This window comes from Sagittula marina (assembly GCF_014196795.1).
Lineage (GTDB): Bacteria > Pseudomonadota > Alphaproteobacteria > Rhodobacterales > Rhodobacteraceae > Sagittula > Sagittula marina.
The window spans coordinates 367253-386931 of the sequence record NZ_JACIEJ010000004.1; the positions used below are offsets into that span (position 1 = coordinate 367253).

Genomic DNA, 19679 nt, shown 5'->3' on the forward strand with positions numbered 1-19679 from the left:
CCAGCGGTCACTCGGCGCGTTTCACGAACGGCAGGTTTGGATTGTCCAAGCGGACAACTCATTGTCGCTTGTTGCGCCGCGCCTTGGTGGCCTTGTTGCCACGCGGCCCGGACAGTTGCCGTGTGTTGGTCGAATTTTCGCTGGAGAGCTTAGACCAACGGTCGAGACGTGCCTGATCGAGAGTTCCGGCTGCTACCGCGGCCTGAACCGCACAGCCCGGTTCCACGGCATGGGTGCAGTCCCTGAACCGGCAGTCGTGGGCCAATGCGACGATCTCTGCGAACAACACATCAAGCCCGGATGAAACGTCGCTCACTTGCACTGTGCGCATGCCTGGCGTGTCGATGACCCACCCGCCACCGACGATCGCATGAAGCGAGCGCGACGTTGTCGTGTGGCGCCCCTTGTCGTCGGACGCGCGTACAGGGCCGGTCGGCTGGACCTCCTCGGGAGACTTGTCAGAGAGCATGTTCAACAACGTCGATTTGCCCACCCCGGACGATCCGACAAGGGCTATGGTCTGTCCCAAACCGCACCAAGGCGCCAGGATCTGCACCGCTTCCGGCAGCTTTGCATTGACCAAGAGAACATCAAGATCACGCTGAAGCGCTTTTGTTTGGCTTAAGTATGGAGCGGTATCGGCGACCATGTCGATCTTCGTCAAAACGATCACGGGGACAATGCCAGCTTCGTTTGCCATGGCAAGGTACCGCTCCAGACGTGCCGGATTGAAATCATCATTGCAGGACGTCACGATGAAGACCGTATCTACGTTGGCGGCGATCAGCTGCCGGGGCCGGTCCCCCTCGGTTCGCCGCTCCAGCAGAGTATTCCTTTCCAATCGCCGCACCAGAACCATCGTCGCGGGGTCCACCAGAACCCAATCCCCGACGGCGAAAGCCATTGTAGAAACGCCCTCCGGCAGACCGATCCTTTCAGTTCCTGCCCCGGTCTCCACAGTCAACCTGCTGCGATGGACTGTTGCGATGCGCATCTTGGCAAGATCCGCGTCGGCTGGCGCAAGCTGATTGGCGAAATACGAGGACCAGCCAAGTCTGGCCAAGGGTGCCGATGGGTCAGAGGAATGTGTCACGAGGTCTCACATGATATCGTTTCAGGATCTGCGCAGGCTTTTGGGAGAAGTCAGAACTGGCTCGGTTAAGCAGAACAGGTTCAGGGCGTTCTCCAAGTGGTTTTCGCCTCGGTTGCTCTGTTGCCGCATCCGGCACCGGCTGTTTGAAGTTGGCCTGATCCGGGGTCTTCCCGTCAAGCGATGAATGGGGCCGCCGGGTGTTGTAGAAGCCGGGATAGTAGATAGGCTGGCAAAGCCCCGCAGGTAGACCTCCTTGAATTTGATGATCCGCCAGAGGCGTTCGACAACGGCATTGTCCTGCCAAGCTACTTTGGCATCTATTACCGGCAGGTGATGGCATGCAATCACCGAGATGCATGCCAATCTCGCTTTTCCGGCGCACCAGAACCTCGATAAGTTCAGTTGATGTGACTTGGCCGCTTTGATCCAGCAGTCCGCCTCGAGCGCCATCGACACCCGCCCGCACAGCACGCGCCTGCTGAACCAGTCCAACACGGCAGATAGATTAGGGCTCGCGCCATGGGAACTTCGGTGAGGTCCATGGCTCAGACATGGTTGGGCCGGGTGTTGGGCAACTTTCCGGACAGATGGGGGAGGCCTTGCGCCCCGGTGACGGTTTCGAGGTCGCGGGAAGCGATAAAGCGCCTCCCCCCACCCGTTTCACCCCCTGCCCGGCAATGCATCGCGACGCGATGACACGGCAGCCACCGCGCGTTTCGCTTTGAAGAACGGGCCGTGGGTCCGGCGAGGTTGTCTTGCCATAGTCTCCTCCTCGCTCGCAGCATCATGCTGCTGTTGCGCGGGAAACCCACTTGATCTTGGCTGTTCCGTTTTCCGGACTTACCTTTGTTAAGCGGCTCTGCAAGAGGTCGTTTTTGAGACAACTGAAACTATGGAACAAAAGCTATTCACTCGCGTTGCATGACGATGCATAACGGGCAAGGTCATTTTACAATGACCGGGTAATACAAGCAGGTCAGATACCCTCATGGCAAAAAACAGTAGCCGCACATTCGGCGTCATTGGTCTTGGAAACTTTGGCAGCACCGTGGCGAACGAACTGCAGCGTTTCGGAAACCATGTGATCGGTATCGATATCGATGAGGCGAGAGTTGCCCGGCATGCAGAGAACTTGTCGCAAGCCTTGATCGTGGACGCCCGCGATGATCTTGCGCTGCGCGAAGCCGGAATGGCGGATTGCGCCATCGGTCTGGTCGCGATGGGCTCTGACCTGGAAGCGAGCATTCTTGCCGCGATAAACCTCAAATTGATCGGTGTGCCGATCGTCTGGGCAAAGGCAACCACCAAGACGCACCACCGCATCTTGAGCAAGCTTGGCGTGGATCGCATCGTGCATCCCGAGGTCGAAGTGGGCCAGCACATTGCACAGGTTCTTCACAACCCTCTGGTGCGGGATTACGTCAGTCTCGGCAATGGCTACCATGTGGTGAATTTCCGAATTCCCGAGAGCCTCGAGGGGAAATCCTTATCGGATCTGAAGCATAAATCCGGCTTTGATCTGCGCTGTATCGGCGTGATGCGCGGGACCGAATTTCTGGGGCAGGATGGCAGTGATTGCGCGCTGGAGCGTGATGACCTTCTCTTGCTGTTGGGTCAGCGCAAGAACCTGCGCGATTTCGCCGGTAGCCTGTGAATACCCGGCGCCGCTTCATGCGTAAATTACGGTTCAGCAGGTCCATCAACCTGTCCCCTCCCGCTATCCTGGTATTGGCCTATACCGTTTTCATCTTCCTTGGCGCGCTGGTGCTGTGGTTGCCGATCTCGCACACAGGCGACATTGGCTTCAGTGAAGCGATCTTCACGTCGACCTCTGCCGTGACGGTGACAGGATTGGTGCTTGCCGATACGGGATCGGCTTTCACCGGATTTGGCCAGGCAGTCATCGCAATTATGATCCAGCTCGGTGGCCTCGGGTTGATGACAACAGCCGTGCTGGTGCTTGGGGCGCTTGGCATTCAGGTTGGCATGCCCCAGCGCATGATCCTGCGCGAAGAGGTAAACCAGACCTCTTTGTCAAATCTCATGGTTCTGGTGCGGATCATCCTTGTCATCGCAATGGTCTGCCAGACCATAGGTGCCATCCTCCTCGCGTTTGTATTTGTCCCGCAATACGGGTGGAACGGGTTGTGGCAAGCGGTGTTCCATTCGATCTCCGCCTTCAACAACGCGGGTTTTGCGCTTCACCCTGACAGTCTATCGCAATGGGTCGGCAACCCGCTGATCAACATCGTGATCCCGCTGCTGTTCATTTTTGGCGGAATCGGATTCATCGTTCTGGGCGATATCTATCAGAAACGAAACTGGACGCGGCTGACGCTGCATACAAAATTGATGCTGATCGGCACGCTTATCCTCATCCTTTGGGGCAGCATTGCGTTCGGTGTCCTGGAATGGTCCAATCCCGAAACACTCGGCACACTCAGCACTGGCGAAAAGCTTTGGGCCAGCTGGTTTCAGGGCGTGACCCCCCGCACCGCCGGTTTCAACACGATCAACACAGGCGGCATGCACGACAGCTCGACCTTGTTGACAATGACCCTGATGGTCGTGGGTGGCGGCAGCACATCCACCGCAGGCGGGATCAAGGTGACGACTTTGGCCGTTCTTCTGTTGGCAACAGTCGCTTTCTTCCGCAGGCGGACAGTGCTTCATGCCTTTGGTCGGTCCATCGGGCTGGAGGAAGTCATGAAGGTCATGGCGCTGACCACCATTTCCATGTTGCTCGTGCTGACAAGCATTTTCATTGTCTCGATCAGCCATGATGGTAATTTCATGGACCTGGCTTTTGAAGTCACATCAGCCTTTGGCACTGTCGGCTTGTCGCGTGGTGCGACAGCTGAGCTGGACGGGTTTGGTCGCGCAATCATTATATTCGTGATGTTTCTTGGCCGCGTCGGCCCGCTTGCCATCGGGTTTTTCCTTGCGACCCGCAGTGTCCCACGTGTGAAATACCCCTCAGGCCAGATCTATCTGGGATAGAAGGGTGGCCGTTCCCTTAACCCGATAGGGCGCCTCGTGTCCTGGATACGTTCAATACACGCTCGTGTTTGGGAAAGGTGCAAACGGCGCCTATTGGTGTCACCAAAAAAAGCCTTCAATCTCTGTGTGATTGCTAAAGGGCTGAGGCTGTCTTTGGTCGCAGGCACCCGTGCAAATCGCAGCATCGGAAAAATGGGTGCGAAGCTGTCCTGCGGCGCAACCATCCCGAAGCAGCGCGTCTTGCTCTCATGCAATTCGTCCTCGCGCAGCATCGTACGACATGGATGGCTCAAAAGCAGGCTTTCATGCCGTTCGCGCTCCGCTTGATCGCGCGGCGTCTGAGCGGCCTCCGGGACAACCTGTTGAGTGGCCGTCTTTCGTTGCGCGATAGCTGAACCAGCGATCTGTGCACTTCGAAGCAGACAGAGGCATCTTTTTGTGCCCGCCCTTGCCCAGCAAAGGCTCCAAGAAATGCGAGGCTGGCTTCGTTTCAAACCCACATGCTTATGACCCAATGCAGTGTCCGGGTGATTTTTCGAGGCGGCTTACGAGAGTGTTGCTAAAAATCATATTATATGATTTTCTTTTTTATGGCTTCGGCCTCAACGGGAGGAAATCATGAAAGAATATGTTCTCGGCGCAGCCTTTGCTGTGCTCTCTACAGGTGCGCCCGCACAAACGATCGGCTTTTCCCAGATCGGTTCGGAATCGGGTTGGCGTGCCGCGGAAACAACCGTGACCCAGCAGGAGGCGGAAAAGCGCGGTATCGACCTGCGGTTCTCGGACGCTCAGCAGCGCCAAGAGAACCAGATCGCGGCGATCAGGTCCTATGTTGCCCAGGGCGTCGACGCCATCCTGCTTGCTCCGGTCGTGGCGACCGGCTGGGATAGCGTGCTGGAAGAGGCCAAGGAAGCCGAGATCCCGGTCGTCCTGCTCGACCGGCGGGTTGACAGCTCCGAAGACCTTTACCTGACCGCCGTGGGCTCGGACCTCGTGCACGAGGGCGAGGTCGCCGGCCAGTGGCTCGTCGACAACAAGCCCGAAGGCGAATGCCGCGTGGTCGAACTTCAGGGCACCACAGGCTCGTCGCCCGCGATCGACCGAGCCACCGGCTTTCGCACCGGCATCGAGGGCAGCGACGACATCGAGATCGTGCGCAGCCAGACCGGCGACTTTACGCGGTCAGGTGGCAAGGAAGTCATGGAAAGCTTCCTGCAGGCCGAAGGCGGCGGCGACAACATCTGCGCACTCTACGCCCACAACGATGACATGGCGCTCGGTGCGATCCAGGCGATCAAGGAAGCAGGCATAGATCCGGGCGACGATATCCTGATCGTGTCGATCGACGCGGTGCCGGACATTTTCCTCGCCATTGCCGAGGGCGACGCCAACGCAACCGTGGAACTGACGCCGAACATGGCCGGCCCGGCCTTCGACGCGCTCGACGCCTACCTCACCGATGGCGTTGCGCCGACGAAATTCATCCAGACGGAGTCCGCGCTCTACACCCAGGGCGACGATCCGATGGCAGAGTACGAAGCCCGCAAGGATCTTGGCTACTGACAGAGCCAGGTCACAAGCGCCCTGCGCTTTAATGCGGGGCACCCGCGTGGTGCCCCGCAGACGCATGAGGAAAGGCCTCGCATGCTTCTTACCATCGATAACCTGTCAAAGACCTTCCCAGGCACCGTCGCGCTCGACAGCGTCCGTTTCGACCTGAAAGCGGGCGAGGTGCACGCTCTGCTGGGCGAGAATGGTGCCGGCAAATCTACACTTATAAAGTGCCTGACCGGCGTCCACGCCCGCGACAGCGGCGACGTCAGGCTTCACGGTGAACCGGTGTCGCCGGGGTCCACGCTGGAGGCGCAGGAACTCGGGATTGGCACGGTCTATCAGGAAGTTAACCTGCTGCCGAACCTCACGGTGGCCGAGAATCTGACGTTCGGCCGACAGCCGACGCGGTTCGGCATGGTCTCCGTCCGTCGGATGAGGGAGGATGCGAAAGAGATGCTGGCGGGCTTCGGACTCGACCATGTCAACGTCTCGCGCGAGCTTGGCGCCTATTCGGTCGCGGTCCAGCAGCTCATAGCCATCGCCCGCGCCGTCGCACTTTCAGGCAAGGTGCTGATCCTTGACGAACCCACTGCGAGCCTTGACGCCCGCGAGACCGAGATGCTGTTCGAAGTTGTGCGGCGGCTGCGCGAACGCGGGCTGGGAATTGTCTTCATCTCGCATTTCCTCGATCAGGTCTTCGATCTTTCCGACCGCCTGACCGTCCTGCGCAACGGGAAACACATCGTGACGGCAGAAACTGCCGGGATGGACCGCCTGGGCCTGATCCACCACATGCTCGGCCATGAGCTGGATAAAGCAGAGGATCGCAGGACAACCCGATCCATCCGCAATGAACGGTTGCACTTCAAAGGCCTTGGCCGACGCGGCAAGATCGAGCCCTTCGACCTGACAGTGCGCGAGGGCGAAGTCATCGGGCTCGCCGGACTGCTGGGATCCGGCCGTACGGAAACCGCAGACATCCTCTTCGGGCGAACGCCAGCCGACCGCGGAGAGGCCACCGACCCCGATGGCACCATCGACCTGAGCAACCCGCGCGCTGCCATCGCCAGCGGCTTTGGCTACGCGCCCGAGGACCGCAAGACCGACGGCATCATCGCCGACCTTTCGATCCGCGAGAACATCGCGCTGGCCCTGCAAGCCCGACGTGGCTGGGCAAAGCCGATCCCGCGCGGCGAGCAGCGCGCACTGGCCGATGACTACATCCGTCGCCTCGACATCCGAACCTCCGACGCCGAAAAGGCCGTCGGAGATTTGTCCGGGGGGAACCAGCAGAAGGTCGTTCTGGCGCGCTGGCTCGCGATGAACCCGCGGTTCCTGATCCTTGACGAACCCACCCGGGGGATCGACGTCGGCGCCCATGCCGAGATCCTCAAGTTGATCAGCGGGCTGACCGATCGAGGCATGTCGATCCTGATGATCTCGTCCGAGTTCGACGAACTCATCGCCGCGTCTGACCGGGTGATTGTCCTGCGCGACAGACGCCATGTCTCGGAACTCGTCGGAGACGAGATCGAGACCAGCCGCATCATCGCGGCCATCGCCGCCCACGACGCCGAAGGAGCCGCGCTTTGATCCAGAAGCTTCGCCGCCTTGCCCCACAACTGCTGACGCTCGCCGCCGTGGTCGCACTGGTCTCCATCTTCTTCCCGAGCTTTCTCGCCGTGGAAATCGCCGACGGCCGCTTTGTCGGCAGCGCGGTCGATGTCCTGAAACGAGGCGCGCCAGTTGCGGTGCTCGCCGTCGGCATGACCCTGGTGATCGCGACGCGGGGCATCGACCTCAGCGTCGGCGCCGTCATGGCGATCTGTGGCGCCGCCTCGGCCTGGGCGATCTCGAACGATTATGGTCTGGCCGCGGCGCTCGCGGTCGGACTTGGCGCAGGCCTGCTCTGCGGCCTTTGGAACGGAATTCTCGTCTCCATCTTCGCAATTCAGCCAATCGTCGCGACGCTGATCCTCATGGTGGCCGGACGCGGTGCGGCGCAGATGATCACCGAGGGTCGGATCCTGACATTCAGCCACGAGGGGCTGGCCTTTCTCGGAGCGGGCGACATCTTGGGCATTCCCACGCCCATCGTGATCTGGGCCATCACCGGGCTTGCCTTCGGGCTTCTGGTGCGACGTACCGCGCTGGGGCTGCTGATCGAAGCCATCGGCATCAACCGGTCAGCCAGTGCCCTCGCCGGTGTGAACGCGAAGGTCCTTCTGATTGCGGTCTATGTCGCGTCCGGTCTCTGCGCCGCCATCGCAGGCATTATCGTCACCGCCGACATCCGTGGCGCGGACGCCAACAACGCCGGTCTCTGGCTCGAGCTGGACGCGATTCTCGCCGTTGTGATCGGCGGCACTTCGCTGTTGGGAGGGCGGTTCTCCATCGCCGCCTCGCTGCTGGGCGCGCTCATCATCCAGACCATAGACACCGGAATCCTGCTGGCCGGCTTCCCGTCAGAGTTCAACCTCGTCATCAAGGCAGGGATCGTCGTCATTATCCTTGTCCTGCAATCGCCACGCCTGAGCCCGCATCTGTCGCGGATGGGCCGGCGCAAATCCACAGCTTTGGTCGAAGGCACAAGAGAGGCCGCCGAATGAATTCCAGGGTCCTACCGCTTTATGCGACCATTGCCATCTTTCTGGTCGCCTATCTGATCTGCTACCTACAGTTCCCGGCCATGCTGTCGACCCGGGTGATCGGCAACCTGTTGACCGACAACGCCTACCTTGGCCTGGTCGGTGTCGGCATGACAGTCGTCATCCTGTCGGGCGGGATTGACCTGTCAGTCGGATCGGTCATTGCCTTCGCAGGGGTTTTCATCGCGGTAATGCTGCGCGACACAGGCCTGCATCCGCTGGCGGTCTTCGCCCTGCTGCTCGCCGTAACGAGTGCCTTCGGCGCGGCGATGGGTGGGCTGATCCACGGCCTCGCGATGCCCCCGTTCATTGTGACGCTTGCGGGCATGTTTCTCGCCCGGGGCGCCAGCTATATGCTGACCATCGAAAGCGTCCCGATTGACCACGCGTTCTATGACGTCCTGCGCAGCTACTACCGGATGCCGGGCGGCGGGCGGCTGACACTGATTGGCGTGACGATGTTGCTGGCCGTAGTGGTCGGCATCATCCTCGCGCACCGCACGCGCTTCGGCACGGCCGTCTTCGCGATTGGTGGTGGCGCGCAGACCGCCCGGCTTATGGGGGTCGCCGTTGGGCGCACGACCGTTCTGATCTACGCTTTTTCCGGCTTCATGGCAGGGCTTTCTGGCATCGTGTTCTCGATTTATACTGGCTCGGGCTACCCGCTCGCCACCGTTGGAACCGAGCTCACGGCCATCGCCACCGTCGTCATCGGCGGCACGATCCTGACGGGCGGGTCGGGCTATGTCTTCGGGACGCTCGTGGGTGTGCTGACCATGGGACTGATCCAGACTTACATCGTCTTCGACGGTTCGCTGTCCAGCTGGTGGACAAAAATCGTCATCGGGGTCCTTTTGCTTCTCTTCATCTTGCTGCAAAAGGGCCTTCTCATCCTCGGACAGCGACAACGCAGTAAAATGACCTGACATGAAGCAACTCCTCGACACCACGAAACTCGGCACGCGGACTGGCGGGGGAAACCACGGGCGGGTCGTGGAGGGCATCGGCCGGGCCATCGTCAGTGGCGACCTGGCCGAGGGCGAGTTGTTGCCGCGCGACGAGGTTCTGATCGAGCAATTCGGCGTCTCGCGAACCGTGTTGCGTGAGGCCATGAAGACATTGGCGGCGAAAGGCATGGTCGTGGCCAAGGCCCGTGTCGGCACCCGCGTGCGGCCAAGCAGGGAGTGGAACATGTTCGACGCCCAGCTTCTGCACTGGCACATGGACGGCGAGCCCAGTGACGATTTCTACCGGCAGCTGTTTGAAATGCGCCTCGCCTTTGAACCCTTTGCCGCCCGCCTCGCCGCGCAGAAAGCCACGGCGACCGATCTGGAACGCCTCGACGCCTGCGTCGCGGCGATGCGGAGCGCCAAAGATCAAGCCGGGTTTTCGGTTTCCGACATGGATTTCCACCGGGCCGTCTTCGACGCTGCCGGCAACGCCTTCTTTCAATCGGTTGTATCGTTGGTCGGTGCGGCGCTGCTGTCGCTCCTTCGACGCTCGTCCCCGGAGCCACGGCCCGAGCAGCTCAAGCAAATCTGCGACGGGCATCAGTTGATCGCGGACGCGATAGCCGCGCGGGACCCATTGGCCGCTCAGAACGCGATGATCGCGGTGATTGACGTCGGTTGGTCCAGAGTCTTCGGTGACACAGCAGGCCCGCCCCGCCCGCAGCGCTAATCACCGGGCTTTGCGCGTTGGCTAGATCTGGGTCACCGTGAAGTTGGCTCCCATCGATCAAATCCGGGCCGTGGATCGGCTGGCCTGCTGAGTGCAGATGCCGCGTCCACGCCGCGCTCTTGGCAAGATGAACCTGTCGACGCTGATGACCGTCCTGATGCGTCACGGGTCAGTCTCAAGCACACCACGCCATCCGCAGAACGGCATGTTCCTGATCAGCGCGCGAACTTCGTATCCTGTCAGGATTTCAAGCAGTTCCGGGAGTGCCTTGATACCGTCGAGCGCTTCTTGCCAGTAGGTGAGCGCAAAGCGCGCCCGGTACGGACATGGTCGGTGAAAGAGCCGATCAAAGGTGACCTCTGCATCAGGAACGGCTTGCTCCCCATGCTCGCTGAGAAATCTGAAATGACCGCCCGTGGCGATGCGCAGTCAGGCTGGCTTTGGCATATCTTGTAACGCCTGCTTAGTTGTCGTCCCAGCCATGGGCGCGCACAGGCCTACGCAGTTGCTTTTCACTGTGAAAGACACACTGCGCATAAGTTTCCGGGAGACTGGATAATAAAAACGGCGGCCAACAAGCGGCCGCCGAATTTCATTTCCTTTCCGGTTTCGCCTCAACCGGTCCAGTTCACCGCCTGCGCGTACACCAGAAATACAGTAGCAATGCCGATCCATACCCCAAAAAGCGGTAGGAAGAACCGGATCCAGCGGTCCCATGACACGCCTGCCAATGCCAGCGTAGCCATGAAATAGCCGGACGTGGGGAAGAAGATGTTCGAGAGGCCATCGCCCAGCTGGTAGGCCAGCACGGCATTCTGGCGGGTGACCCCGATCAGATCCGAAACCGGCGCCATGATCGGCATGGTCACCAGCGCCTGCCCGCTGCCTGACGGCACCACGAAGTTAAAGCCGAGCTGAGAGACGAACATCCCCACTGCCGAGACCGAGCTTGGAAGGTCGCCGACCAAGTTTCCCAAGCCATGCACCAGCGTGTCCATGACCTGACCTTGTTCCAGCATCACGGCCACAGCCCGGGCGAGGCCGACGATGATCGCGCCCATCAGCACGTCGCGGAAGCCTTCGTTGAAGGCGTCGCAGATTTTGCCCGGGGTCAGCCCGGCAATCAACCCGACGGTCACGCCCATCAGCACGAACAGCCCCGCCATTTCCATCATGAACCAGCCACGGGTCAGCACGCCCCAGATCATCACACCAAAGAACATGAGCGCAGCAAGTCCGGCCCAGGCCTGACGGCTGGTAAAGCGCATTGCCGGCGCATCCAGATCATGCACGTAGGCTTTGCGCTTGGCGGCTTCCTTGGGGTCATTTGCCAGCAGGCTGGTGTCAGGGTTTTTCTGCACCCGCAGAGCATAGCGCATCAGATAGGCAATCCCGGCCACCAGCAGACAAATGAACAAGACAGACCGCAATCCGGCGCCGGAATAAAGCGGCAGCTCAGCGATGGTTTGCCCCAGCCCGGTGTTGATCGGGTTGAGTACCCCGGCAGTAAAGCCCGCTGTGGTCGCCAGAAGCGCGGTGCCGACTGCCGTGATCGAATCGAACCGCAGCGCGATCATCAACGGCAAGATGACCGGCACGTAGACCAGGGCCAGCTCCTGAGTGCCGATCAGCGTCGCCACCACGGCAAAGATCACCATCAGCGCAGGGATCATCATCACGCGACGCGATGCAAAGCGCCGCGTCAGCTTGTCCACCACCACATCGATCATTCCGGTGCGGCGGATCACCATGAACATGCCACCGATGATGAATGTGAAGAACACCACAGTCGACGCATTCACCAACCCCTGAGGGACGGCCAGCATGAACTGTTCCCAGCCTATCGGGCTGGCGTCGACATAACGGAAGGAGTCCGGATCGACGGCACTCCGTCCGTTTGACAAGGTCACACGGTCGTAGAGCCCGGCCGGCACGAAGTGCGTCGCAAGCGCGGCCAATGCCGTAAATACGAATAGGATCACGTAGATATGCGGCATTCGGAGCCCCGCCTCCTGCGCGTCCGCTTCAATCTCCTGTTGCTGTGTTGACATGCGTTCCTCCCTTGGCGCCACATTTATGTGGCCTGATGACATCCCATGTAACATGTTACGTATTATGCTATGCATCGTACAATCAGGGATTCCCAAAAGCATCTGCTTGGATTATTTGAAAGACTTCCTGATTTTTTTGATATTCAAGGGGTTGGGTATGGCAGACGGGACCGGATCAAGGCAGGAACTGCAGGCAGACAAGGCGTTTGCGGCGCTTCTGGTCGCTTTGGGGCAAGGTACGCTCAGGGCCAATGAGTTTATTTCCATGCCCAAACTCGCTGAATTGCTCGAATTTCCCATTGCCGCCACCCGGGAGGCCATCAAGCGGGCAGAGACGCAATCCCTGGTCAGCATTCTGCCCAAGCGCGGCATCGTGGTGATGGACGCCAGCCCGGAACTGACCCGCTCCTGCCTAGACATGCGGGCCTTGCTGGACAAAGAGGGCGCTTGCCGTCTGATCCGTGCAGGTGTGCCGTTGCCGCTCAACAGTCTTCGCGGAGCGCATGAAACGATGCTTCAGCTCGCGCAATCCGATCGCAGCCCGGATCTGCCTGCGCAGGCGCTCAAGACCGATCTCAGCTTGCATGACATGCTGGCGAGCGGGCTGGACAATCCCTTTTTGCGCAGCGTCTATGACGCCAACCGGAACCGTCTTTCAGTAATTCAGACCGCCCGCGCCTTTCTCGTTGACCGCATTGTCAGCGCCATGGAGGAACACCTCGCCATCATAGCGGCCCTGCGCGCGCACGACGTGGATCAAGTGAGCAAGGCAATCGACCACCACTGCCGTCAGACAATGCGCTGGTGGGGAGTCGACGGAGGCTGATAGCTTTGCCTGTCGCAACGATAGAAGCGCGTTTGGGAGATCTCGCACACCACCAAAGTTCAGCCCTCACAGGGGCGCGCAAACAGCGCTTAGCGGTTCTGCGGCAGCGGTGCACAATCCTGACAGGGCTGAATGTCGGCTCAGCGGATGGCGTTCCGTTTGCTGGTGCAGCTCACGATGGGCGTCTCGCTTACGGCCAGCGCGAGCCGGTCAGTCGCACTGGGCGACAGGCAGGCCAAGATGGCGCTCGTTGGATACTTAAACCTTTGCTGCAATCCGCGCTGCCGACACTCAGCAGGGCGCTGGAAGAGTACCGCCGCATACGACCGGACAGTCGCTTAAGCGGGCGCATAGGAGGGGCACAAAAACGCAACAGGTCCAAGGCAAGCAAACCTGTTTTTCCTGAATAGCAAACCAAGCTCCTTGGACCGCAAGCCTGCTTTTGCGAGCTTCACGACATTGATCATCAGTACTCCACCGCGCACGCACTTCCGCAGATCTTCACGTCTCGCTTGGAGGAAAAGGTTGCCTTGCTATCCGTGGCATGTGCCGTGGAGCAAAGCAGCGAGACAAGCAGAAGCGTCGGCACGGACCCTAAAAACCTGTGGTGGGAGCACTGGAACGGCGACACCTGGTTGCTAAAAAGCCGCGTCGTTTTACGCATACTGCCTTGAAAGCGGTCAATTGTGCTTGGACTTATCCGACGCGGAAGGCATAGAACGCAGAGCATCTTGATCGTACTCACAGAAAGAGGACGCAGCATGAAAATCCTCGGGCGAATCGCCTCCGTCATCTGCGCGATCAACGCCGTGGTTGGGACAATCCTGTCTTGGCTGTCGGTGGGGATCGTGCTCGTCTGCTTCACCGTGGTGGTGCAGCGCTATGTCTTTGCCGTCAGCCATGTCTGGATGCAGGATCTCTACATCTGGATGAACGGCGCCATGTTCACCGGTGTAGCTGGCTTTGCCCTGCTGCGCGACAACCACGTGCGGGTCGACATATTCTATCGCCCGGCCACGCCGCGAAAGAAGGCGGTGATCGATCTGGTGGGGGTGCTGCTGTTCCTCATGCCCGCCATGTACGTGGTCTGGATCTACGCCCTGCCCTTCGTCCAACGCTCCTGGCGCTACGGCGAAGGCTCCGCCAATGTCGGCGGCATGCCCGCTCTCTTTGTGCTGAAGACCTTCATCCTGGCCTTCGCGGTGCTGATCGCCCTGCAGGGGCTGGCGATGATCCTGCGCTCGATCCTGATGCTTGCGGGCCGTGAAGACCTGGTGCCCGCCCGCATCCGCTATACCCGCGCCGAAGATCCCACCCATCCCACGGAGGCCGTCTGATGGATCCCGTCCTGATCGGAGAACTTCTTTCCGGCCTCATGTTCGTCGGCATCATCGGCTTCTTGCTGATGGGCTTTCCGGTGGCCTTCACCCTGGCCGGCACCTCGCTGCTCTTCGGCGCGATCGGCATGTATTTCGGCGTCTTCGACCCATCGAACTTCGGCTCCCTCCCGAACCGCTACATCGGCTACATGACCAACGAGGTCCTGGTCGCCGTGCCGCTCTTTGTCTTTATGGGGGTGATGCTGGAACGGTCGCAGATCGCCGAACAGCTCCTGCTGACCATGGGCAAGCTTTTCGGCAACATGCGCGGCGGTCTTGCGATTTCCGTGGTGATCGTGGGCGCGATGCTTGCGGCCTCCACCGGTGTCGTGGGAGCCACGGTGGTCACCATGGGCCTGATCTCCCTTCCGGCGATGATGCGTGCGGGCTACAAGCCGACGCTGGCCACCGGCGCGATCTGCGCCTCCGGCACGCTGGGCCAGATCATCCCGCCGTCGACGGTGCTGATCTTCATGGGCGATATGCTGTCGGGCATCAACGCACAGGTGCAGATGGCCAAGGGGAACTTCGCCCCGACGCCGGTGTCGGTGGGTGATCTCTTTGCCGGGGCGATGTTGCCGGGCTTCCTGTTGGTGCTGCTGTATATCGGTTACATCATCTTCAAGGCGATCGTCGATCCCGAGAGCTGCCCCGCGACTCCTGTCCCTCCGGAGGAAAAGGCCGGGCTGAAGCGTGAGATCTTCACCGCGCTGCTGCCGCCGCTGCTTTTGATCCTGGCGGTTCTGGGCTCGATCCTCGGCGGCATCGCCACGCCGACCGAAGCAGCCTCTGTCGGTGCCGTGGGCGCGACCCTGCTGGCCGCCCTGCGTTGGAGGCTGTCGTGGAAGATTCTGCACGAGACTGCGGTCCAGACCGCCGCAATCACCAGCATGGTCTTCATCATCCTGTTCGGTGCCGCAGTCTTCTCGGTGGTCTTCCGGATGATGGGCGGTGACAATCTGGTGCACGAGTTCCTGACCGCCCTGCCCGGCGGTCCGCTGATGGCAGTCGCTGTCGTGATGGCGATCATGTTCGTGCTCGGCTTCATCCTCGACACCTTCGAGATCATCTTCATCGTGATCCCGATCACCGCGCCGATCCTGCTGGCGATGGACATCAACCCGGTCTGGCTGGGCGTCATGGTGGGGGTGAACCTGCAGACATCCTTCCTGACGCCGCCCTTCGGGTTCGCGCTGTTCTACCTGCGCGGCGTGGCGCCCGACAACGTGCCGACCTCGGCCATCTACCGCGGCATCCTGCCCTTTGTGCTGTTGCAGATCCTGGCCATCGCGCTGCTCTTCGCCTTCCCGGGCGTGGTCACGTGGCTGCCCTCATTGATCGCGGGCTAGCGCCCGGATCGGTGCGCTGTATTTTGCTGGCAAAACAAAAAGGCCCGGACATTGTCCGGGCCTTTTGCAGATCTGGAACAGGCCAGATGTTCAGAGCGTGAAATACTTGGCGCGGGCCTGAATGAAGTTCAGGTCGTTGCCCTCGGTCCGGGTGCGCATCACGTTCAGGGATTCGATGAAATGCTCGGTAACCTTGCGGGTCATCTCATCACCGCTGTCGCGCAGCTCGCCGATGATCTCCATCGAGGCCTGTGCACCGGCTTCCAGGATCTCGTCCGGGAACTGACGCACCTGCACGCCGTGCTCTTCGACAAGGGTCTTCAGGGCGCGCGGGTCGTTGGCAATGAAGTCGGCAGAGACGGTGTCATACTCGGCCTGGCAGACATCGCGCACGATCGCCTGCAGGTCGTCGGGCAAGGCCTGATACTTCGCCTTGTCGACCACCAGCTCGGTGGCGAGACCCGGTTCCACGAAGGAGGGGAAGTAGTAGTTCTTCGCCACCTGGTAGAAGCCGAGGGCCAGGTCATTGTAGGGACCGACGAATTCGGCCGCGTCCAGCGCGCCCGACTGCAGCGCCTGGAAGATCTCGCCAGCGGCCATATTGGTCACGGTGGCGCCCAGCTTTTCCCAGACGCGGCCGCCCAGGCCCGGTGTGCGGAAGCGTACGCCCTTCAGGCTGTCGAGACCGGTGAGCTCCTCGCGGAACCAGCCACCCGCCTGGGTGCCGGTGTTGCCGGACAGGAAGCCCTGCACACCGAACTGGTCATAGACCTCATCCCAGAGCTGCTGGCCGCCCATGTGCTGCACCCAGGCCGCCAGTTCGCCCGCAGTCATGCCGTAGGGCACGCCGGTGAAGTAGGACAGGGCCGTGGACTTGTTCTGCCAGTAGTAGGCAGCGCCATGGCTCATCTCGGCGGTGCCGTCGATCACGGCATCCAGTGACTGTAGCGGCGGCACCATCTCGCCGGCGGCGTAGACCTGCACGGTCAAACGTCCGCCTGAAGCAGCGGTGATCCGGTCGGCCAGGCGCTGTGCGCCGACACCGAGGCCGGGGAAATTCTTCGGCCAGGTGGTGACCATGCGCCAGGTGATACGGTCCTGGGCGACGGCGGGGCTGGCCAGGGCGGCAGCCCCGGCACCGGCGCCCGCCAGGGCGCCACGGCGGATGAAAGAACGACGATCCATGTTTCCTCCCACGGGGGTCTTTTATGTTGGTGCTGTGGGGACCGACGTTTCGGCCCCTCACGTGTCGCATCAATACAGTACATGCAGGGACAGTCTAGGCTCAGGACCCATCGATTTCGCTCGGCAGGCAGGATTCAGCGTTTGAAAACGAGCGCTGTCGTGTCTGATATCTTCGGGCTGAGAGGTCCGCAGATAGCGCCTCTTAATCCGGCTTTTCGAAATCTCATGGCACGCCGCGCGTTGACGACCGGTGCCTGCTGATTAGGATTATTCATTTATATACAAATACTTCCATAAATGCATGCGCCGAAAAACCATGGCCCGCCCAAGACTTTCTACAAGCATTGGGTGCGGTGGAGCGTCTTGGGCATCTTCGCGTAGAATCTGGTCCGGCTGGCGGTCGAGCACGTCGTGAAGAAGACTGGGGTGATTGAAGCGATTTACTTGAAGGCGCGTCGCACGGCGTCCAGTCTGGGCCATCCGGTCAACGTGTTCGGGGCCGCTTGGAAAGTCAGCGATTGCATCGTCGCGCAGGCTGTTCAATCGCCAGCCGAAGGTCGACTGGTTGCTCGGCGACCGAAGCTGCGACGTAAATTTGCTCCAGAAAGCATTGCCAAGAAAAGGCCGTTTCCTTGACAATATTTTCATCGAGAGGCTGTGGCGAACCTTGAACTAAGAGTGCGTCTACCTGCATGCCTTGGAGACAGGATCGGGGATCACGGCGGCCATCCAGAGGCGATCTTCCACCCCCTGCAGCGCCCTCGCAAAGCCCTCGTCGGCCGGCCACCGGTGCTGTTTTATTGGCACAGAATTTCAAACAATCCGATCAGCAGGTGTAGCGAGTAGCTTAATTCACGCCAGATTCTCTTCAAGGGATGGGGAGTAGCTCAAAATGCCCGAAGCGTTCGACCCTTTGCTCAGGCACTCATCTTTCTGGTGTGAGTTAAAACCTTGTCGCAGAGTGCAGACCAAGCCCCAATGTTCGCATCCGCCAGGGACGCCGGCACAGGTCGATCAACCGTTTGCGCGGGGGAGAGTGCGATGGAAGAAAGCGCATCTTGCCATCCCTCACAGCAGTGGTCAGAGACGACGACATTCCCCCGCGCAGACTGATCCCGCAACCCATCGACCGCCGACATGACGACCACGCGGCCGGCGACATTGGCTTCGATCGCGACCAGGCCGTAAGGCTCCCAACGGGACGGCATGAGGATGACATCACACGATCCGTATGCTTCGGCCGGATTGGCCGCAAACCCGGCAAATCGAATTCGGGCGTCACCATCGGCAAGGTGTTCCAGATGCCCCCTCTCCTCCCCTTCGCCAAAAAGAGTGAGCGTCAGATGAGGATCGTCGACAGCCCGGAAGGCTTGGATCAGAATGTCGAACCCTTTTTGCTGGTCGAACCGGCCAACGGCACCGAAATGGCGGATCGGGCCGAGGGGAGCGACAACAGTTGCGAGCCCTCCCAGGTCCGTCATCGGTGTGATGACGTCAAGCATATGCCTGCGGACGAGGTCGTTGCGCGCCATCCAGGCGGCCTGAGCCTCACTGACAGCAACAACGCGATCGAACAGTGCGTAAGCGGTGCGCAGGAGGCGATGAAACCGGCCGCGTGCTGTAACGTTGATCGCTGAGAAGGCTTCGGAATAGCTATGCTCGACATGCACCATCGGCACGCTGGAATACCGTGCGCGCAGGGCGATCAGACCGGGAAGACCGGACCAGCTGACCGAGAGGTGCGATACGATCATGTCGACATCATCGGGCACGCCCGAGGGGCGGTTGCGCGGCACCACCACGACCTGATGTTCCATATGCGTCGTCAGCGCCGGTGTATCCTGAAGGAAGGCAAGGTATCGGGTCACGCCACCAGCGGTGGTGTCGTCTACAAGGTGAGCGATCTTGATCATTGGGAAACTCCTTTGCGGTCAGGCGAGCCGGCGCCCACTGGCGCGCGCGATACGTTGCAGGATGTTCGGGCCGAGAGCGGAGAGCACCAGTGCGGCGCCCGTGGTTGTTCCGGTCTTGATAGGGTCTCGCAAAAGCGCTGCGGGGGACGCGGCCCAAGCGGACCTCAGGCGGGTCAAAGCTTCGGCGCCCTTGCCCGAGCTGATCGCCCGGCGAGCAAGGTATCGGTTCTGAAGCGCGCGTGCGGCGGGGGCGTGGCTATGGAAGAAACCGGGCGAGATCGCGGAAAGCTTGTCGACAAGACGCTCCCAGCTGGCGAACTGCCGGTCGGTTGCTGCCGACAGGGCCCCTGCGACGATCCGATAGCGTGTCAGCAGTCCGGGCACACCTTCGATGGTCCAGTCGGTCGTCAGGCATAGGCGCAACCAGCACTCGATGTCCTCGGACTGGCGGAACCTCTCGTCGAAAAACCAATCCCGCGCAGCTTGTCCCGACGGGCGGAAGGCGATGGCATCCAGGGCGTCCCGACGCATGACCGCACTGGATCCATTGCCTACCGGATTGAACAGGAAAACGTGCTTGGCGGTGATACGCTTGAGGCGCGGCCTTTGGGCCAGCCCGAGCGGCGCCCCATTGGCGTCGATAAGCTCGGACCCGGAAAAGCTGAGCCCCACCTGCGGGTTGGCATCCAGATGCCGGACATGTGTGGCAAGCTTGGTCGGACGCCAGAGGTCGTCGCTGTCACAGAACCCGATGTAGTCACCTTTGGCGTGATAGATCCCGGTGTTCCGTGCCCCGGCGAGCCCTCGGTTCGGTTGCTGGACGAGCCGCACCCGCTTGTCACCGAAACTCCGTACGATCGCAACGGTGCGATCGGATGACCCGTCATCGACGACGACAATTTCGAAGTCGATGAAACTCTGCGCCAAAAGGCTGCGAAGGGTTTCACTGATCGTCTCGGCGACATTATAGGCGGGAACGATGATGGAAGCCTTGGGCATGT

General features: G+C 60.6%; 16 protein-coding genes and 1 pseudogene. 11 read left to right on the forward strand and 6 right to left on the reverse strand.

What is annotated here, in order from left to right; genetic code table 11:
• Window positions 1-58 precede the first annotated feature (58 nt).
• Together rsgA and GGQ68_RS10200 are read right to left on the reverse strand one after the other, a co-directional pair.
• Window positions 59-1093, reverse strand: coding sequence for a ribosome small subunit-dependent GTPase A (gene rsgA, locus GGQ68_RS10195; protein WP_343055917.1), 1035 nt, complete (start codon window positions 1091-1093; stop codon window positions 59-61).
• A 21-nt stretch (window positions 1094-1114) separates the two neighbouring features.
• A complete protein-coding gene (locus GGQ68_RS10200; RefSeq protein WP_183965609.1) occupies window positions 1115-1543 on the reverse strand; it encodes a hypothetical protein in 429 nt (142 codons plus the stop codon).
• Between the two features lie 535 nt (window positions 1544-2078).
• Between GGQ68_RS10200 and GGQ68_RS10205 the strand changes: the two are divergent.
• From GGQ68_RS10205 to GGQ68_RS10235, 7 genes and pseudogenes are all read left to right on the forward strand, one after another.
• Window positions 2079-2747, forward strand: a pseudogene (locus GGQ68_RS10205) (potassium channel family protein); the annotation flags it as partial.
• 17 nt (window positions 2748-2764) lie between these two features.
• The gene (locus GGQ68_RS10210; protein WP_183965613.1) at window positions 2765-4093 is read left to right on the forward strand and encodes a TrkH family potassium uptake protein; all 1329 of its coding nucleotides are present in this window, start codon (window positions 2765-2767) and stop codon (window positions 4091-4093) included.
• Between the two features lie 618 nt (window positions 4094-4711).
• Window positions 4712-5656 (forward strand): galactofuranose ABC transporter, galactofuranose-binding protein YtfQ, encoded by a 945-nt coding sequence (gene ytfQ, locus GGQ68_RS10215; protein ID WP_183965615.1) that lies wholly within the window; start codon window positions 4712-4714, stop codon window positions 5654-5656.
• A gap of 81 nt (window positions 5657-5737) precedes the next feature.
• Entirely contained in the window at window positions 5738-7240 is a 1503-nt protein-coding gene (locus GGQ68_RS10220) for a sugar ABC transporter ATP-binding protein (RefSeq protein ID WP_183965617.1), read from the forward strand.
• The gene (locus GGQ68_RS10225; RefSeq protein ID WP_183965619.1) at window positions 7237-8256 is read left to right on the forward strand and encodes an ABC transporter permease; all 1020 of its coding nucleotides are present in this window, start codon (window positions 7237-7239) and stop codon (window positions 8254-8256) included. The genes GGQ68_RS10220 and GGQ68_RS10225 overlap by 4 nt, the downstream gene beginning before the upstream one ends.
• Window positions 8253-9221 carry a galactofuranose ABC transporter, permease protein YjfF gene (gene yjfF, locus GGQ68_RS10230; RefSeq protein WP_183965622.1) on the forward strand — a complete coding sequence of 323 codons (969 nt, stop codon included), beginning with the start codon at window positions 8253-8255 and terminating at the stop codon, window positions 9219-9221. The genes GGQ68_RS10225 and yjfF overlap by 4 nt, the downstream gene beginning before the upstream one ends.
• 1 nt (window position 9222) lies before the next feature.
• Window positions 9223-9975 (forward strand): FadR/GntR family transcriptional regulator, encoded by a 753-nt coding sequence (locus GGQ68_RS10235; RefSeq protein WP_183965624.1) that lies wholly within the window; start codon window positions 9223-9225, stop codon window positions 9973-9975.
• Between the two features lie 614 nt (window positions 9976-10589).
• On the opposite strand, the gene GGQ68_RS10240 is transcribed toward GGQ68_RS10235, so the two are convergent.
• Complete coding sequence (locus GGQ68_RS10240; protein WP_183965626.1) at window positions 10590-12026, reverse strand: YfcC family protein; 1437 nt, start codon at window positions 12024-12026, stop codon at window positions 10590-10592.
• Between the two features lie 25 nt (window positions 12027-12051).
• Here GGQ68_RS10240 and GGQ68_RS10245 point away from each other — a divergent pair, with 25 nt between their 5' ends.
• The 3 genes from GGQ68_RS10245 (at window position 12052) to GGQ68_RS10255 (ending at window position 15580) form a co-directional block, all read left to right on the forward strand.
• The gene (locus GGQ68_RS10245) at window positions 12052-12852 is read left to right on the forward strand and encodes a GntR family transcriptional regulator (protein ID WP_183965628.1); all 801 of its coding nucleotides are present in this window, start codon (window positions 12052-12054) and stop codon (window positions 12850-12852) included.
• Window positions 12853-13613: 761 nt separating this feature from the next.
• Entirely contained in the window at window positions 13614-14189 is a 576-nt protein-coding gene (locus tag GGQ68_RS10250; protein ID WP_183965630.1) for a TRAP transporter small permease subunit, read from the forward strand.
• Complete coding sequence (locus tag GGQ68_RS10255) at window positions 14189-15580, forward strand: TRAP transporter large permease (protein ID WP_183965632.1); 1392 nt, start codon at window positions 14189-14191, stop codon at window positions 15578-15580. The genes GGQ68_RS10250 and GGQ68_RS10255 overlap by 1 nt, the downstream gene beginning before the upstream one ends.
• Before the next feature lie 90 nt (window positions 15581-15670).
• On the opposite strand, the gene GGQ68_RS10260 is transcribed toward GGQ68_RS10255, so the two are convergent.
• Window positions 15671-16765, reverse strand: a complete 1095-nt coding sequence (locus GGQ68_RS10260; RefSeq protein WP_183965634.1) for a TRAP transporter substrate-binding protein — start codon at window positions 16763-16765, stop codon at window positions 15671-15673.
• A 426-nt stretch (window positions 16766-17191) separates the two neighbouring features.
• Between GGQ68_RS10260 and GGQ68_RS10265 the strand changes: the two genes are divergently transcribed.
• The gene (locus GGQ68_RS10265) at window positions 17192-17401 is read left to right on the forward strand and encodes a hypothetical protein (RefSeq protein WP_183965636.1); all 210 of its coding nucleotides are present in this window, start codon (window positions 17192-17194) and stop codon (window positions 17399-17401) included.
• Window positions 17402-17682: 281 nt separating this feature from the next.
• Here GGQ68_RS10265 and GGQ68_RS10270 read toward each other — a convergent pair whose 3' ends face one another.
• Complete coding sequence (locus GGQ68_RS10270; RefSeq protein WP_183965638.1) at window positions 17683-18582, reverse strand: glycosyltransferase family 4 protein; 900 nt, start codon at window positions 18580-18582, stop codon at window positions 17683-17685.
• 114 nt (window positions 18583-18696) lie between these two features.
• Window positions 18697-19677, reverse strand: a complete 981-nt coding sequence (locus GGQ68_RS10275) for a glycosyltransferase family 2 protein (protein WP_183965640.1) — start codon at window positions 19675-19677, stop codon at window positions 18697-18699.
• Window positions 19678-19679: the final 2 nt, after the last annotated feature.